This is a genomic window from Streptomyces sp. NPDC028928 (assembly GCF_055564915.1).
Map to the genome: position 1 here is coordinate 16,344 of NZ_JBVHVI010000005.1, position 14,558 is coordinate 30,901.

The following is a 14,558-nucleotide window of genomic DNA, read 5'->3' on the forward strand; positions in this document are numbered from 1 at the left end:
CCCGTGCACCAAGGAGGAAGGCATGGCTTCCCACGCAGGCCCCGCCGCCGACTCCGGCCGGCAGCCGCACCACTCCGCGAGTCCGGCCGAGTGGACCGGCGACGGCTCCTCGGCGCCCCATGAGTCCGTGAAGGGGCCGGCGCCGCACCGTACCCGGCGGGTCTGGTCCACACGACGCATCCCCTCGGCGCTCGTCGCCCTCGTCGTCCTGGCCGCCGCCGGCATCACCCTGTACGACGTCGTCGCCGTGCGCGCCGGAAAACGCGCCGCACTCTGGCGCCGGGTGCTGGCGGACGAACTCGCCTCCCGTCCCGTGGACGACGTCTGGATGCTCACCGGAGCCGCCATCGCCTCCGCCGTCGGCCTGGCACTCGTCGTCCTGGCGGTCACACCCGGCCTGCGCCGCTCGCTGACCGTGCGGGCGCCCAGTGGACGCGTCCCACGGCACCTGCGGACCACGTTGGACCGGGCCGGCGCCGCCGCCCTGCTGCGCGACGCCGCGATGCAGGTGCCCGGGGTCAGCGCGGCACGCGTCCGCGTCCGCCGCCGCCGTGTCAAAGCCCGCGCGGACGTCCGTTTCCGAGACCCCCGCCAGGTCCAGGACGACCTCGCGGTCGCCCTCCGAGAAGAGCGCGACCAGCTCGACCTGGCCCCCACGCCGCGCATCGCCGTGCGCGTACGGCAGCGAACCCGATGACGACCGCAACACGGTCCTGCCCGCCGCAGGGGAGCACACGCCATGAATCCGCACGCAGCGCACCGCCGGCTCAACCGCCTCCTGCTGGCCCTGACCGGGCTGATCCTGCTCGGCGGGGGCCTGCTGATCCTCTTCGCCGGATTCGATGTCTACCGGCGACGGAGTCTCACGCCCCCCGCGGGCTGGCCGCTGACCGCACCCGACGACGTCCTGCTCAGCACCGCCGACCGGATCCGCTGGAGTGACCAGGGTTGGTGGTGGTGGCCCGCTGTCATCGCCGCCCTGGCCCTGACCGCCCTCCTCGCGCTGGGGTGGCTCATCCTTCAACTGCACCGTCCGCACCCCGGTGGCATCCCCGTCGGCGGCACCCCGCCGGCACAGGGAGTGGAACTGCGCGACCGCGCCCTCAGCGACGCCATCGCCACCGAGACCCGTACCCTGCCCGGCGTCCAGCGGGCACAAGCCCGGCTGACCGGCACCTCCCGCCACCCCGGCGCCCGCATCGACCTCACGCTCGGCCCGCACAGCAGCCCGCGCCAGACCCTCTCCGCACTGTGCGAGGGCCCGCTCGACCACGCCCGCCGCTCCACGGCCACGGACCGGCTCCCCACCCGGGTCCGCCTGCGCGTCGTCCACCACAAGCCACACCGCGCGCAGTGAGCGAGAGGGGCGCGCACGCTGCATATGCCCTACGGCATCGGGAAACTCGGGATTCGCACTGCCGTGAAGGGCACGCGGAAGGAGTTCGAGATGAGCCGGAACGGAACGAGTGCATCCGACCTTCCTCAGCCGTTGCGGGCCGTCGGTTCGGGGCTCCGCCGCCTGCCCGGGGCCGGGCAGGTGAGCAGGGCCGCCGACAGCGCGCTGGACTGGATCGGAGCGATCTCTCCCCGCGGCCGCCGGATGGCGGTCTACACCGGTGCCGGAGTGCTCGGCGTAGCCGGGGTGGTCGAATGGCCCGTGGCTGTCACCGGTGCGGCCGTCGCCTGGCTGACCCAGCCGCGCAGCCCCCGACAAGAGGCCCAGGAGGAGACGGCCCGGCCCGCCGCGGCGCGACCTGGTCCTGCGCCCACGGGCACCCAGGACACCCCGTCGGAGCCACCCGGCCCGGGCGACAGGCTGGCGGCCTCCCGATTCCGCCACGATCACCCCGGAAGCCACATCCACGAGCAGCCCGCCAGGGTCGGAGACGCTGCCACGGCATCGGCGCTCAAGCAGGTCGCGGAAGCCTCGGCACATCACGACGAAACGGACGCCTCGGGCGGGCATGGCGCTGGAGACCGCACGGGTTGACCGGCTGTCTGGGCGGCAGGCTGGTGCCGGAGTTGTGGGCCGACGCTGTGCGGCGGGCCGTTCGTCAGGGGGTGCGGAAGCCGCGGAAGGTCACGGGTTTCCGGGTCTCGAAGCCGAGGCGCTCGTAGAGGGCCAGCGCGGTGGTGTTCGCCTCGGCCACGTGCAGGAACGGGCGCTCGTCCCGCGCCAGGACGCGTGAGGCGAGCGCGCTCACCAGGCGGGCGGCATAGCCCCGCCCGCGTGCCTCGGGCGCTGTGCACACCGAGCTGATCTCGGTCCATCCCGGAGGCCGGAGCCGTTCGCCCGCCATCGCCACCAGCCTGCCGTTGTCGCGGATGCCCAGGTAGGTGCCGAGTTCGTGGGTGCGCGGCCAGAACGGGCCCGGCTGAGCCCGTGCGACGAGGTCGAGCATCTCGGGTACGTCGCTCGCGCCCAGTTCGACCATGTCGGTGCCGAGCGTGGCGTCCGGGTGGCCCGGCCGGCCGCCGGACCAGATCATCTGCCGGCCCTCCAGCACGAAGACCGGTTCCCAGTCCGACGGCGGGATCACCGGGCAGCTGAACATGTCGGCGAACTCACCGCGACCGAGCAACCGGGCGAGGTCGGCCCAGGCCACCGACTCCGCATCGTCGGCCACGGCCGAGAAGGTCGCGACGTCCGGCAGGTAGGTGGCGGCCCGGCCGAGGCGGCGGGCGAAGCGGGCGTGGTGACCGCGCAGTGACTGGCCCACCGGGTCGTCCAGTACGGCGACATCACCGCTCACCATCGTCCGGCTCCTCTCGAGTGGTCGTCTCCCGGATCATCTCATTCGTGCCCCGGCGTCCCGGGACAGGGCCGACGGGGGCACCTGCCTGGCCCCGCAGGCCCCTGCCCCCGGCGTGACCACGGCCTACGGTGGACACGAGATCGCCCGATGCGACGGGAGAGGACCACGTGGAGATCCTTGCGTACGGCGTCCAGTCGGACGAGGAACCGCTGCTGCGGGAGGCGTTCGACAAGGCGTTCGCGGGCCGGCACGAGCTGCGCTGTCTGGGACTCTTCCTGGACCGGGACACCATGCCCACCGCACGCGGCCACGAGGTGGTGCTCAGCAGTGTCAACGACACCCTGGACGCCGAGGTGCTGCGCGTACTGGCCGAGGGCGGCACCCGGATGATCGCCCAGCGGTCCACCGGCTACAACAACATCGACCTCGGCGCCGCCCAGGACCTGGGTCTGTCGGTGGCCCGTGTGTCCTCCTACTCGCCGTACTCGGTGGCCGAGTTCGCCTGGACCCTCGCGCTCGCGGTCAACCGCCGGATCGTCCGGGCGGCGCACCGCACCCGGGAGTTCGACTTCCGGCTCGACGGGCTGATGGGCCGGGACCTGCGGGGCCGCACGGCCGGCGTGGTGGGCACCGGGAAGATCGGGGCCGCGTTCACACGGATCGCCCACGGCTTCGGGATGCGGCTGCTCGGCTGGGACCTCGTGGAGCATCCCGACTGCCTCGCCCTCGGCATGGAGTACGTCCCACGCGAGCGGCTGTTCGCCGAGGCCGACCTGGTCAGCCTGCACGTGCCGCTGCTGCCGGACACCCATCACCTCATCGACGCCGGGGCGCTGGCGCGGATGAAGGACGACGCCATCCTGGTCAACTCCAGCCGGGGCGGTCTCGTGGACACCGACGCCCTGCTGGAGACGCTGCGCGCGGGACGGCTGAGCGGTGTCGGGCTCGACGTGTACGAGGAGGAGGCCGGCGTGTTCTTCCTGGACAAGTCGCTGGAGGTGATGACCGACGAACGCCTCGCGCGGCTGATGACCTTCAGCAACGTGCTGGTCACCTCGCACCAGGCGTACTTCACCCGCGACGCCGTCGGCCAGATCGCGCGGACCACCGTGGCCAACATCGAGGACCACCTCGCCGGCCGCACCAGCGACAACACGCTGGTCGGCGCCGAAACAGCCTGACGCCTCGACGTCCTGCCGCGATCCCGCGCGGTCCGGCGCCGACCGGCCCCTGGTGTGTCCTGCCCTCACGGCACACGCTGGAGGGAGCCGGACACCGCACGGCGCCGGCCCGGAGAGAGGGGACGTTCACCCCGGGAGGCGGAGACCATGTCAGCACCTGTCACCGTCGGGCTCGACGATTCGCCCGAGAGCCGGGCCGCGGCCGAGTGGGCGGCGCGGGAGGCGTTGCTGCGCGGACTCCCGCTGAGGATCGTGCACGTCGAGGAACCGGCACCCAGGCGCCTCGCCCAGTCCCCGCTGTGGAATCCCGGGACATACCGGCTCCGGGCCGAGCGGATGGTGGGCGAGTCCGCGGAAGGCATCCGCCTCCGGCACCCCGGCATCGAGGTGGTCGGCGAGCGGCTCACCGGAACCCCGGCCGACACCCTGTGCGAGGCGGCGGGCCGCGCCGAGCTGCTGGTCCTGGGCTCGCGGGGCCACGGCGCGCTGGGCGGGTTCATGGTGGGCTCGGTGAGTCTCGCCGTCGTGGCGCGCGCCGAGCGTCCGGTGGTGCTGGTCCGGGCGGGGGAGCAGGCCGCCGACGAGCACGCGATGGATCCGGCGGGCGTACCGTCCGCCGCCGCACCCTTCCGGCCCGTCGTACTCGGCCTCGACATCGACGCCCCGGACGACACGCTGCTGGCGTTCGCCTTCGACGCCGCCGCGCACCGCGGAGCCCCCCTGCGGGCCGTCCATGCCTGGTGGGAGCCGCCGACCTCCTTCCACGGCTTCCCGGATGACGCCGACCTGTACGACTCGCTCGCACGCGGGCAGGCCGCCCTCCTCACCAAGGTGCTCCGTCCCTGGCGGCAGAGGTTCCCGGGCGTCGACGTGATCGAGGTGAGCCGGTGCGGCAGTGCGGCACAGGTCCTCGTGGACGACTCCCGTGACGCGTCCCTGGTCGTCGTGGGCCGGCGCATCCGCACCGCGCCCCTCGGCGCTCACATCGGGCATGTCACCCACGCCGCCCTGCACCACATCGCCGCCCCCGTCGCGGTCGTGGCCCACGGCTGACACGCCGGCCTGCCACGCCATGCCGCAGGTGTCGGTGCAGAGCGTCCCCGGACAGCCTGGCGAACGGTCCCGTGACGACCCGGTCCAGGCCGTCGGCCGTACCGGCACGCATCGCCGGAGCGGCCCGCGAGTCGAGCGTGACGACGAGCAGACCGGTGCCCACCGCCGAGCGCATCCGCATCCCGAGGACGCCGACCAGTGCGGGGACCGCCAGGAAGCCGCCGCCGACGCCGCGCGGAAGTGCGCCAGGCCCTGGCCGGGCAGGGCTCCGGCGTCAGGTCGGATCCCCGCTGCCGTAGGGGGCGTAGAGGTCGAGCAGCCGGACCCGGGTGGCGTGCAGCCGCTGGGCGACCACGCGCCCCACCCACATCGCGACCGCCCGGCCGAACTCGGGGTCCGCGGCGCACATCGCGCGCACCGCCTCGGCATCGAACTCCCAGGCCCGTACGGGGGTCACCGCTTCGGCGCCGAGGTGCCAGAGGTGCGGTGGGAAGTGCCAGGACCAGCCGACGAGTTCGCCGTTGCCGAGCGACTCGACCACGGCCGGACGGCGGCCGGGCACGTGCAGGTCGAGGGCGACCGTGCCGGTGCGCACGATCCAGAACCGGTCGGCGCGCCGGCCCTCCTCGAACAGGCGGGTCCCGGCCTCGAACGAGACCTCACGGGCGAGCCGCGTCAGCCGCTCGCGGTACACCGGCTCAAGAGCCGCGGTCGTGCTGGCGGAGGTCATCACACCGGCTCCCTTCAGGGGATCCTGATCCCAGCCTGCGCGCCCCCGGGCCCTCGCACCACCGGCCGCCCGGACCAGGCCGCGTCGACCTATGACGTGCTCGAGGAACCGGGGAAGTATGGGGAGCGGAGACTTCGGGAGCCGTAGGCACCGGGCTCGTGCTCCCGGCGGCCCCGGAGGAGGCGAGTCACCGTGATGATCCGGTACGGCCATGGCGTCGGCGTGCCGGGCGGGAGGAGCGACCGTGCCGACGGCCGGTCGTCCGGGCAGACTCCCGAACGGCTTCTCGCCGAGCGCTTCGCCCGGGGCGAGTTGGACGAGGAGGAGTACCGCCGCCGCATGGCCGTCCTGCGCGAGACGATGGGTGAGGCGCGCCGGTCCGGCCGGCGCTGACCGGGAGGGAGACAGCCGTGGACGAGAAGCTTTCTGTGGGCGCCCTCATGGACGGGGCGCCGTACTCGATCGGCGAGGACGAGACCGTGCTGATGGCCTGGGAGGTGGTCGAGCGGTCCGGGCAGAGCCATCTGCCGGTGGTCCGGTACGACGGCTGCTGCGCCGGAGTGCTGGATCGCGCCGAACTCGCCGTCGCCTGCGCGGACCCCGCCGTGACACTGTCCCGCCGCACCGTGCGCGACCTTGTCCGCGGGCGCCGTACGGTCACGGTCCACCCCGAGGAGTCGACGCTCCGCGCGGCGGCCGTGATGACGGAGGAACGGATCGACGCGCTGCCCGTCACCGATCCGCACGGACGGCTGACCGGCCTGCTCACGGCGCATGACTACGTGGCCGCCGCCGCTGGTCTGCACCGCCGGGCCGGGCCGGTGCAGCAGGCGGCGCTGGTCAGGGCCACGCTGCCCGGGCTGCCACCGCGCCGAAGGGAGCGGGAGCACGGTATTCCGATTCCGTGAGGGAATCTCTTCCGCAGGGATCCCCCTCCGCAGGGATCCCCTTCCGCAGGGCGTGCGTCCCGTTCCGTGGAGCGCGGGGTCTCAGGCGCGGGCCGCCCCCGTACGCAGTCCGTCCATGACCAGGTCGAGGAGCCGGGCGGCGCGTGGCCGCCAGTCGTCGTGCGGGTCGAGCTGCCACAGGCCGGCGATGGCGAGGAGGAAGTCGTCCGCGGTGACACCGGGCCGTACCGTCCCGGCCTCCTCGTTGGCGCGGAGCAGGAGGTCCGCCGCACGGGCCACCGGTGTGGGGGACGGCTTCGCGGGGCCGCCCGGTGCGCCGGTGACCTGCCGGATCGCGTCGGCCAGACCGGCCTTGGTCATGGCGAACTCGGACAGCCGGTCCATCCAGGCGCGCAGGGCCTCGTCGGGTGCCCGGGTGTCGAGCAGGTGCTGCGCGCTCTCGGAGACCTGCTGCATCTCGTGGCGGTAGATCTCCAGGACGAGGGACTCGCGGTTGGGGAAGTTGCGGTAGAAGGTGCCCTGCCCGACCCCGGCCTTCTTGGCGATCACGCTCAGCGGGGTGTCCGCGCAGCGCGACAGCTCGGTGACGGCCACTTCCAGGATGCGCTCGCGGTTGCGCTGTGCGTCTGAGCGCCGGGGTGAGTCCTTCTGCTGAGGCACTCGTCCTCCTCGAGGCGTGGCCAAAACCTCGCCCTTGCTAAGCGGACAGCTGTCCGTTAAGTTTCCCAAGTAGCGGACAGCTGTCCGGTCACGTCCACCATAGCGGCGGACGCGCCCCTACGGCAGTCGCCAGCTGCACTGTTCGGCCCCAGCACCCCCGCACCTTCGCTTCGCCCACGCGGCACAGGCCCGCACGACGCACTCCCCCCGCCGCCCACATTCCGGCTGCAGGTCCTCCGTCTGTCCTGAAATTGCGAAAGAAGCTCGCTCATGGCCTCTTCGGCGTCCAGTGTCATCACCTTGAAGATCAACGGCGAGAAGTACACACTGCCCGTCGATCACCGCACCACCCTGCTCGACGCCCTGCGCGAGCGGCTCGATCTGACCGGCACCAAGAAGGGCTGCGACCAGGGACAGTGCGGGGCCTGTACGGTCCTGCTGGACGGCCGCCGGGCCGTCGCCTGCCTGCAGCTGGCCGTGGCGGCCGAGGGCCGGGAGATCACCACCATCGAAGGCGTGGCGGACGGCGAGCGGCTGCACCCCGTGCAGCAGGCCTTCCTCGATCTGGACGGTTACCAGTGCGGCTACTGCACACCGGGCCAGATCTGCTCCGCGATCGGGATGATCGAGGAACACGCGGCGGGCTGGCCGAGCGCCGTCACCGAGGACGTCCGCCCCGAAGCGGGGCCGCCGTCCCTGACCGCCGACGAGATCCGGGAGCGGATGAGCGGCAACCTGTGCCGCTGCGGCGCGTACGTCTCGATCGTGGAGGCGGTGGCCCGCGCGGCGGAAGCCCGGACGGACGAAGGACGCGTGGAGGTCGGCACGGACGCGAAGGAGACCGTGGCATGAGGGAGTTCGACTACCAGCGGGCACACGACGTCGTCGGCGCCGTCGCACTGCTCGACGCCGATCCGGACACCCGCTTCCTCGGGGGCGGCACCAACCTCGTCGACCTCATGAAGACCGGTGTGGAGCGGCCGGCACGGCTCATCGACATCCGCGAGCTTCCGCTCGACCGGATCGAGACGACACCCGAGGGCGGTCTGCGCATCGGTGCCACCGTCACCAACGGCGACCTGGCCGCCCACCCCGAGGTCCGGCGCCGCTACCCGGCGCTCGCCCAGGCGGTGCTCGCCGGCGCGTCGGGACAGCTGCGCAACATGGCCACGGTCGGCGGAAACCTGCTCCAGCGCACCCGCTGCGGCTACTTCACCGACGTCAGCCGCCCCTGCAACAAGCGTGTGCCCGGCAGCGGTTGCCCCGCCCTCACCGGCGAACACCGCAACCACGCGATCCTGGGCGCCTCCGAGCACTGCGTGGCCGTACACCCCTCGGACATGGCCGTCGCCCTGGCCGCCTTCGACGCCGTGGTCCACTTCGAAACCGCGGAAGGTCCCGGGGAGCTGCCGCTCGCCGGCTTCTACCTGCCCGTCGGCGACACCCCGCACCGCGAGACCGCCCTGCCGCCGGGCGCGCTGATCACCGGCGTCACGCTGCCGCCCACCCCGGTCGCCGCCCACTCCCGCTACCGCAAGGTGCGCGAGCGGGCCTCCTACGCCTTCGCCATCGGCTCCCTCGCCGCCGCGCTCGACATACGTGACGGCGTCGTCCAGGAGGCGCGCCTGGCCTTCGGGGCCGTCGCCTCCCGCCCGTGGCGGGCCTGTGCCGCCGAGCGGATCCTGACCGGTGCGCCGGCCGGCGCCGAGACCTACGCCGCCGCGGCCGACGCCGAGCTGGCGGCGGCCCGGCCGCTGCCGGACAACGGCTACAAGGTGGACCTCATCCGCAACCTCGTGGTGACCGTCCTGACCGAACTCGCCGAGGAGACCGCTCGATGACCACCGTCACCACCGGAACGACAGCTGCCCAGGCGCCGTCCGTCGGCACCGGCCACATCCGTGTCGAGGGACGGGACAAGGTCACCGGAGCCGCCCGCTACGCGGCAGAGGTGCCCTTCGCCGACCTCGCCCACGGCTGGCTGGTGCTGTCCACCATCGCCCGTGGCCGCATCGTCGCCCTCGACACCGACCCCGTCCTCTCCATGCCGGGCGTCCTCGCCGTCCTGGACCACCGCAACGCCCCCCACCTCGTCACCGACTACACCGGAATGCTGGGCACGCCCGACCCGACCTGCGCCGTCTTCCAGCACGACCGGGTGCCGCACCTGGGCTGGCCGGTCGCGCTCGTCGTCGCGGAGACGTCCGAACAGGCGAGGGAGGCCGCCGAGGCGCTCGTCGTGCACTACGAACAGGAGCCGCACGAGGTCGAGTTCACGGGCGAGCACCCTGACGCCCACCCGGTGGACGGCCATATGCCGGCGGTGACGGAGAAGGGGGACCTCGACGCCCGACTGGCGGCCTCGGCCGTCGTCGTGGACGCCGAGTACACGACCCCCGAAGAGCACCACAACCCGATGGAACCCCATGCGGCGACCGCCCGCTGGGACGACGGACGGCTGGAGGTGATCGACTCCAACCAGGGCGTCACCTGGGTCGCCGGCGAACTCGCGAACCTCTTCTCGCTCGACCCGGCCTCCGTCCGCGTACGCTCCGAACACGTCGGCGGCGGCTTCGGCAGCAAGGGCGTCCGCGCCCACCAGGTGGCCGCCGTGATGGCCGCGACCCTCCTCCAGCGGCCCGTGCGGGTCGTCCTGACCCGGCGTCAGATGTTCTCGCTGGCCGGCCACCGCAGCCCCACCACCCAGCGGGTCCGGCTCGGCGCCGACCCCGACGGACGTTTGCGCGCCCTGGAGCACCGCTCCGTCAACCACACCTCCACCGTGTACGAGTTCGTGGAACCGAGCGCCGGGGCGGCGCGGGTGATGTACGACGCCGACGCCCACCACACCGCCAACCGCGTCGTACGGCTCGACGTGCCGTCCCCGACGTACATGCGCGCCCCGGGCGAGGCACCCGGCTCGTTCGCGCTGGAGGCGGCGATCGACGAACTCGCCGAGAAGTGCGGGATCGACCCGATCGAGCTGCGCCTGCGCAACGAACCCGCCACGGGCCCGGTGTCGGGCCTGCCGTTCGCGGGCCGCAACCTGGTCGCCTGCTTCCGAGAGGGCGCCCGCAGGTTCGGCTGGGCGGACCGCGACAAGCGGCCCGGACTGCGCCGGGAGGGCCGCTGGCTGCTCGGCACCGGCACGGCGGCGGCCTCCTTCCCGTCGGGTGCCGCACCGTCGACCGCGACGGCGACCGCGCATCCGGACGGCACCTTCACCGTGCGGATCTCCGCGGCCGACATCGGCACCGGGGCCCGTACCGCGCTCACCCTGGTCGCCGCGGACGCCCTCCAGGTCTCCCCGGAGCACATACGGATGCGCATCGGCGACAGCGACTTCGGCCCGGCGATGATCGCCGGCGGTTCCATGGGCACCCGTTCCTGGTCCTGGGCCGTCAAGACGGCGGCCGGCGAACTCCGCGAACGGCTGGCCCTCGGCGCCGACATCCCCCCGGAGGGCCTCACGGTGCACTCCGACACCACCGAGGCCCTCGGCGCCCTCACCCCCGCCGAACGGCACTCCTTCGGGGCCCAGTTCGCCGAGGTCGCCGTGGACGTCACCACCGGCGAGGTCCGCGTGCGGCGCATGCTCGGCATCTTCGCGGCCGGCCGGATCGTCAACCCGCTGACCGCACGCAACCAGTTCCTGGGCGGCATGATCTGGGGCATCTCCATGGCCCTGCACGAGGAGGCGGCCCGGGACCGCGCCTCCGGCGGCCACGTCGGCGCCGACCTCGCGGGCTACCACGTCGCCACCCACGCCGACATACCCCGCATCGAGGCCGACTGGATCGACGACACCGACCCCGACGACCCCGTAGGGATCAAGGGCATCGGCGAGATCGGCATCGTCGGCGCCGCCGCTGCCGTCGCCAACGCGGTCTGGCACGCGACCGGCGTACGCCACCGCAGCCTGCCCATCCGGCCGGACCGCGTCCTGTCGGCCGCCACGGGGGCGCCGGATGCTTGACCTGGCCGCGCAACTGCACCACTGGATCGAGGAGGGCCGCGAGTTCGCCGTCGCCACCGTCGTGTCCGTGGGCGGCAGCGCACCGCGCGGCCCCGGCGCCGCCCTCGCCGTCGACCGCGAGGGCACCGCCATCGGCTCGGTCTCCGGCGGCTGCGTCGAGGGCGCGGTGTACGACCTGTGCCGCGAGGCGCTCCGGACCGGAGAAAGCATCCGCGAACGGTTCGGCTACAGCGACGAGGACGCCTTCGCCGTGGGCCTGACCTGCGGCGGCACGATCGACATGCTGATCACGCCGGTGGTCGGCGAGGCGCCCGCCCGGACGGCCGTCGCATCCGCTCTGTCAGCGGCTGCCGAGGGCCGGCCGGCGGCCCTCGCCCGGGTCGCCCGCGGCCCGGCCGAACTCCTCGGGCGGGCCCTGCTGGTCCGGCCCGACGGCACGTCCGAAGGCGGACTCGGCGGCCACCCGGACCTGGACCGGACGGCGACGGAGGAAGCCCGGGCAATGCTGGAGGCGGGCCGCACCGGCACGGTGGACCTGTCCGTGAGCGGAGCGAGATGGGGGTCCCCCCGGGAGGAGTCTGGGGGAGGCTCGCACTGCCCCGGCGGACTGACGCTGCTGGTCGAGTCGAACGTGCCGCCCCCGCGCATGATCGTGTTCGGCGCGGTCGACTTCGCGTCGGCACTGGTCCGGGCCGGCAAGTTCCTCGGCTACCACGTGACCGTCTGCGACGCCCGCCCCGTCTTCACGACCCGCGACCGCTTCCCGGACGCCGACGAGGTCGTGGTCGACTGGCCGCACCGCTACCTGCGGAGCACCACGACCGACGCCCGCACGGTCCTGTGCGTGCTCACCCACGACGCCAAGTTCGACGTACCCCTGCTGAAGGTGGCCCTCCGGATGCCGGTCGCGTTCGTCGGCGCGATGGGCTCCCGCCGCACCCATGAGGACCGCAACCGGCGTCTGCGCTCGGAGGGCGTGACCGAACGCGAACTGGCCCGGCTCCGCTCGCCGATCGGCCTCGACCTCGGCGCCCGCACACCGGAGGAGACCGCCCTGTCGATCGCCGCGGAGATCGTCGCCACCAGGCGGGGCGGCACGGGCGTCCCCCTGACCGGTTCGGACACGCCGATCCACCACGGGACCGGGGAGGGCGGCAGGCCGGCGGTCGCCTGAGGGGGCTGCGGGGAAGGGGGGACACCAACACGGGTACGGACCGCGGGCCGGTGCCGCGGTCCGTACCGGGATGAGCGGCCGGGCTGTGGGGAGGGCGGCCGGCCCGGACGGTCGGGCAGGCCGCCGGCCCGTCCCGCTCGCGGGGTCAGCCCGCCTTGCCCGCCTGCGCGAGCGCCTTGGCGAGGCCGTTGGCCCACAGCTGGTTGACCCTGGCCCGCTCGGTGGAGTTCGGGTACCGGTTGGTGCAGCTCGGGCCGGGGCCGCCGCCCGACATCAGTTCGCTGCACGGGCCGCTGTAGTGGTCGGGCAGGCCCAGCACGTGGCCGGTCTCGTGCGCGGTGACCCGGATGGAGTCGTACTGCTGGTTCTGCGCGTAGTCCAGGAAGATGTAGCCGCGGCCGTGGCCGTTGGTGGAGGCGTAGGAACCGCGCGGGTCGCTGCCCTCGTAGTAGGCGAAGTCGCCACTGCCCGAGGTGGCTTGGAGCTTGACGTTCGGCACCGAGCTGTTCCATATGGAGGCGGCGCTCGATATCTGGGAGCGGAAGCTCGGCGCCTGGGAGGCGTTGTAGTAGACCGTCACCACCTTCAGGGAGGGCTGCTCGGCCCGCCTCTTGGCGACCGACTTCAGCACGGCGTCGAAGAACGCCTTGGTGCCGGCGTTCTCTGCCGTGCCCACGTAGCCGGTGGCCGCGGTGCGGGTGGGGGTGTCGGCGGTGCTGTTCGCGCTCGCCGGGCTCGCGGTGCCGAGCGCGGCGGAGGCCAGACCGAGGCCGAGTGCCAGGGCCAGGAGTCTCCTGGATCTCTTCGACCCGGTGCTGGTACGGAACGACGCCATGGGGGGCTCCTTCTCGTCCTGTGGGGTTGAACGATCGGTTGCCAGTGAGTGTCGGGCAGGCCAACGGGGCAGGGGATGATGGCAATCGGGGATAGCCCCGGGCTATCGGTGGCCGGCTCGGCCGACTCCGCCGACTCGTCAGGTTCATTGGAAGTTGAACATCTGGTGTGGTGCCCGGCCCCGCCCTACGCTCCTCCCATGGAGCTGGAGGTGAGGCATCTGCGCGTTCTCTGCGCCATCGCCGACACCGGCAGCCTGCACAAAGCTGCACGGCAACTCGGTGTGGCACAGCCCTCGTTGAGCACGCAGCTACGGCGGATCGAGCGCGCTCTCGGCGCCCAGCTCTTCGTACGCGCCCGGACCGGCTGCCGCCCCACCCCCCTGGGGCTGGCCGTGCTGAGCCGGGCCAGGCCGCTGGTCGCGGAGTTCGCGGCGATCGTCACCGACACCAGGGCGGCGGCGGCCCGTGCCGCCGGCGGATTCCAGCTGCGCATCGGCGCCACGGCGAGCCGCGCCATCCCGGGCTGGCTGCGCCTGCTCAGAGCGCGGGGCCCGGGCCTCGAACCGACCCTGCAGATGAACGTGTCCGCCAACGCCCTGCTCGGCATGGTCGCCGCCGGCCGGCTCGACATGGCCTTCGTGCACGAGGTCGAGGGCAGTCCGCTGCGCATTCCTCCGAGCCTCTGCCTGCGCGTGCTGGTCGAGCGCGAACCCCAGTTCGTCACCCTCGCCGCGGACCATCCCGCGGCGTCCCGGCCGGAGGTGAGCCTCGCCGATCTGGCCGGCGACCGCTGGATGGTCGACTCCACGGTCGACGGTGAGTGGGACGGCCTGTGCCGGGTACTGCGCGCGGCGGGCCTGAAGCCCGAGATACTGCACGGCGACTACCTCACCGCGTACTCCCTGGCCGCCACCGGCGAGGTCGTCACGGTCAGCCAGCCGACCGCTCATCCCCGCCCCGACCTCGCGATCCGCCCGCTGAAGGGCGACCCCATAGGAGTACGCCTCCTGCTGGCGGCCCGCACGGAGACCGAACTGGACGAAGCCTTCCCGGAGCTGGAGGAGGCCTACTGGGCGGTGGCTCACGAGGCACCGGCGTACCGGGAGCGGCTGCCGCGTGCACGCGGTGGCGACGCACCCTCCTTGGCGGGGGCGTTCTGAGGACGCGATCAGGGGGTGACTCCCAGGTGCCCTGGCAAGCGTGTGGGGGGGGGGGGGGGGGGGGGGGGGGGGGGGGGGGGGGGGGGGGGGGGGAGGGGGGGGGGGAGGGGGGGGGGGGGCGGGG

The 14,558-nt window shown here is 73.3% G+C and carries 16 protein-coding genes and 1 pseudogene; 12 read left to right on the forward strand and 5 right to left on the reverse strand.

Going from position 1 to position 14,558, the window contains the following annotated elements:
* Positions 1 to 22: 22 nt before the first annotated feature.
* From ACZ4U1_RS13610 to ACZ4U1_RS13620, 3 genes are read left to right on the forward strand one after another with little or no spacing between them, the layout of a single operon-like run.
* A complete protein-coding gene (locus tag ACZ4U1_RS13610; protein WP_467902961.1) occupies positions 23 to 697 on the forward strand; it encodes a DUF6286 domain-containing protein in 675 nt (224 codons plus the stop codon).
* A 42-nt stretch (positions 698 to 739) separates the two neighbouring features.
* Positions 740 to 1,357, forward strand: a complete 618-nt coding sequence (locus ACZ4U1_RS13615) for an alkaline shock response membrane anchor protein AmaP (RefSeq protein WP_467902962.1) — start codon at positions 740 to 742, stop codon at positions 1,355 to 1,357.
* Between the two features lie 24 nt (positions 1,358 to 1,381).
* Positions 1,382 to 1,990 (forward strand): hypothetical protein, encoded by a 609-nt coding sequence (locus ACZ4U1_RS13620; protein WP_467902963.1) that lies wholly within the window; start codon positions 1,382 to 1,384, stop codon positions 1,988 to 1,990.
* A 64-nt stretch (positions 1,991 to 2,054) separates the two neighbouring features.
* Here the strand turns inward: ACZ4U1_RS13620 and ACZ4U1_RS13625 are convergent, their stop codons facing one another.
* Positions 2,055 to 2,756: a GNAT family N-acetyltransferase gene (locus tag ACZ4U1_RS13625; RefSeq protein ID WP_467902964.1), complete on the reverse strand. Its 702-nt coding sequence runs from the start codon at positions 2,754 to 2,756 to the stop codon at positions 2,055 to 2,057.
* A gap of 167 nt (positions 2,757 to 2,923) precedes the next feature.
* On the opposite strand from ACZ4U1_RS13625, the gene ACZ4U1_RS13630 reads away from it, so the two are divergent.
* Both ACZ4U1_RS13630 and ACZ4U1_RS13635 read left to right on the forward strand, forming a co-directional pair.
* The gene (locus ACZ4U1_RS13630; protein ID WP_467902966.1) at positions 2,924 to 3,937 is read left to right on the forward strand and encodes a 2-hydroxyacid dehydrogenase; all 1,014 of its coding nucleotides are present in this window, start codon (positions 2,924 to 2,926) and stop codon (positions 3,935 to 3,937) included.
* Between the two features lie 147 nt (positions 3,938 to 4,084).
* Positions 4,085 to 4,990: a universal stress protein gene (locus ACZ4U1_RS13635; protein WP_467902967.1), complete on the forward strand. Its 906-nt coding sequence runs from the start codon at positions 4,085 to 4,087 to the stop codon at positions 4,988 to 4,990.
* Here ACZ4U1_RS13635 and ACZ4U1_RS13640 read toward each other — a convergent pair.
* Both ACZ4U1_RS13640 and ACZ4U1_RS13645 read right to left on the reverse strand, forming a co-directional pair.
* A pseudogene (locus ACZ4U1_RS13640) lies at positions 4,932 to 5,222 on the reverse strand (hypothetical protein); the annotation flags it as partial. The gene ACZ4U1_RS13635 and the pseudogene ACZ4U1_RS13640 sit on opposite strands and share 59 nt — an antisense overlap.
* Before the next feature lie 42 nt (positions 5,223 to 5,264).
* Positions 5,265 to 5,720, reverse strand: a complete 456-nt coding sequence (locus ACZ4U1_RS13645) for a Crp/Fnr family transcriptional regulator (protein WP_467902969.1) — start codon at positions 5,718 to 5,720, stop codon at positions 5,265 to 5,267.
* Positions 5,721 to 5,915: 195 nt separating this feature from the next.
* Here ACZ4U1_RS13645 and ACZ4U1_RS13650 point away from each other — a divergent pair, with 195 nt between their 5' ends.
* A complete protein-coding gene (locus tag ACZ4U1_RS13650; protein WP_467903511.1) occupies positions 5,916 to 6,113 on the forward strand; it encodes an SHOCT domain-containing protein in 198 nt (65 codons plus the stop codon).
* A gap of 17 nt (positions 6,114 to 6,130) precedes the next feature.
* Positions 6,131 to 6,628 carry a CBS domain-containing protein gene (locus ACZ4U1_RS13655; RefSeq protein ID WP_467902970.1) on the forward strand — a complete coding sequence of 166 codons (498 nt, stop codon included), beginning with the start codon at positions 6,131 to 6,133 and terminating at the stop codon, positions 6,626 to 6,628.
* An 81-nt stretch (positions 6,629 to 6,709) separates the two neighbouring features.
* Here the strand turns inward: ACZ4U1_RS13655 and ACZ4U1_RS13660 are convergent, their stop codons facing one another.
* Positions 6,710 to 7,288, reverse strand: coding sequence for a TetR/AcrR family transcriptional regulator (locus ACZ4U1_RS13660; protein ID WP_467902971.1), 579 nt, complete (start codon positions 7,286 to 7,288; stop codon positions 6,710 to 6,712).
* A gap of 270 nt (positions 7,289 to 7,558) precedes the next feature.
* Between ACZ4U1_RS13660 and ACZ4U1_RS13665 the strand changes: the two genes are divergently transcribed.
* From ACZ4U1_RS13665 to ACZ4U1_RS13680, 4 genes are read left to right on the forward strand one after another with little or no spacing between them, the layout of a single operon-like run.
* The gene (locus tag ACZ4U1_RS13665; RefSeq protein ID WP_467902973.1) at positions 7,559 to 8,140 is read left to right on the forward strand and encodes a 2Fe-2S iron-sulfur cluster-binding protein; all 582 of its coding nucleotides are present in this window, start codon (positions 7,559 to 7,561) and stop codon (positions 8,138 to 8,140) included.
* Entirely contained in the window at positions 8,137 to 9,129 is a 993-nt protein-coding gene (locus ACZ4U1_RS13670) for an FAD binding domain-containing protein (protein ID WP_467902974.1), read from the forward strand. The genes ACZ4U1_RS13665 and ACZ4U1_RS13670 overlap by 4 nt, the downstream gene beginning before the upstream one ends.
* Positions 9,126 to 11,264, forward strand: a complete 2,139-nt coding sequence (locus tag ACZ4U1_RS13675; protein ID WP_467902975.1) for a xanthine dehydrogenase family protein molybdopterin-binding subunit — start codon at positions 9,126 to 9,128, stop codon at positions 11,262 to 11,264. Before ACZ4U1_RS13670 ends, ACZ4U1_RS13675 begins: the two co-directional genes overlap by 4 nt.
* A complete protein-coding gene (locus ACZ4U1_RS13680; RefSeq protein WP_467902977.1) occupies positions 11,257 to 12,438 on the forward strand; it encodes an XdhC family protein in 1,182 nt (393 codons plus the stop codon). Before ACZ4U1_RS13675 ends, ACZ4U1_RS13680 begins: the two co-directional genes overlap by 8 nt.
* Before the next feature lie 145 nt (positions 12,439 to 12,583).
* Here ACZ4U1_RS13680 and snpA read toward each other — a convergent pair whose 3' ends face one another.
* A complete protein-coding gene (snpA, locus tag ACZ4U1_RS13685) occupies positions 12,584 to 13,273 on the reverse strand; it encodes a snapalysin (RefSeq protein ID WP_467902978.1) in 690 nt (229 codons plus the stop codon).
* A gap of 198 nt (positions 13,274 to 13,471) precedes the next feature.
* Between snpA and ACZ4U1_RS13690 the strand changes: the two genes are divergently transcribed.
* Positions 13,472 to 14,434: a LysR family transcriptional regulator gene (locus ACZ4U1_RS13690; protein ID WP_467902979.1), complete on the forward strand. Its 963-nt coding sequence runs from the start codon at positions 13,472 to 13,474 to the stop codon at positions 14,432 to 14,434.
* Positions 14,435 to 14,558 lie beyond the last annotated feature (124 nt).

What these genes read in the sequence shown, in the direction of transcription:
- ACZ4U1_RS13635 (WP_467902967.1), top strand. Translation starts at nt 4,085, where the DNA reads ATGTCAGCACCTGTCACCGTCGGGCTCGACGATTCGCCCGAGAGCCGG.
- ACZ4U1_RS13680 (WP_467902977.1), top strand. Translation starts at nt 11,257, where the DNA reads ATGCTTGACCTGGCCGCGCAACTGCACCACTGGATCGAGGAGGGCCGC.
- ACZ4U1_RS13620 (WP_467902963.1), top strand. Translation starts at nt 1,382, where the DNA reads ATGCCCTACGGCATCGGGAAACTCGGGATTCGCACTGCCGTGAAGGGC.
- ACZ4U1_RS13615 (WP_467902962.1), top strand. Translation starts at nt 740, where the DNA reads ATGAATCCGCACGCAGCGCACCGCCGGCTCAACCGCCTCCTGCTGGCC.
- ACZ4U1_RS13625 (WP_467902964.1), bottom strand. Translation starts at nt 2,756, where the DNA reads ATGGTGAGCGGTGATGTCGCCGTACTGGACGACCCGGTGGGCCAGTCA.
- ACZ4U1_RS13675 (WP_467902975.1), top strand. Translation starts at nt 9,126, where the DNA reads ATGACCACCGTCACCACCGGAACGACAGCTGCCCAGGCGCCGTCCGTC.
- ACZ4U1_RS13610 (WP_467902961.1), top strand. Translation starts at nt 23, where the DNA reads ATGGCTTCCCACGCAGGCCCCGCCGCCGACTCCGGCCGGCAGCCGCAC.
- ACZ4U1_RS13650 (WP_467903511.1), top strand. Translation starts at nt 5,916, where the DNA reads ATGATCCGGTACGGCCATGGCGTCGGCGTGCCGGGCGGGAGGAGCGAC.
- ACZ4U1_RS13665 (WP_467902973.1), top strand. Translation starts at nt 7,559, where the DNA reads ATGGCCTCTTCGGCGTCCAGTGTCATCACCTTGAAGATCAACGGCGAG.
- ACZ4U1_RS13670 (WP_467902974.1), top strand. Translation starts at nt 8,137, where the DNA reads ATGAGGGAGTTCGACTACCAGCGGGCACACGACGTCGTCGGCGCCGTC.
- ACZ4U1_RS13645 (WP_467902969.1), bottom strand. Translation starts at nt 5,720, where the DNA reads ATGACCTCCGCCAGCACGACCGCGGCTCTTGAGCCGGTGTACCGCGAG.
- ACZ4U1_RS13690 (WP_467902979.1), top strand. Translation starts at nt 13,472, where the DNA reads ATGGAGCTGGAGGTGAGGCATCTGCGCGTTCTCTGCGCCATCGCCGAC.
- snpA (WP_467902978.1), bottom strand. Translation starts at nt 13,273, where the DNA reads ATGGCGTCGTTCCGTACCAGCACCGGGTCGAAGAGATCCAGGAGACTC.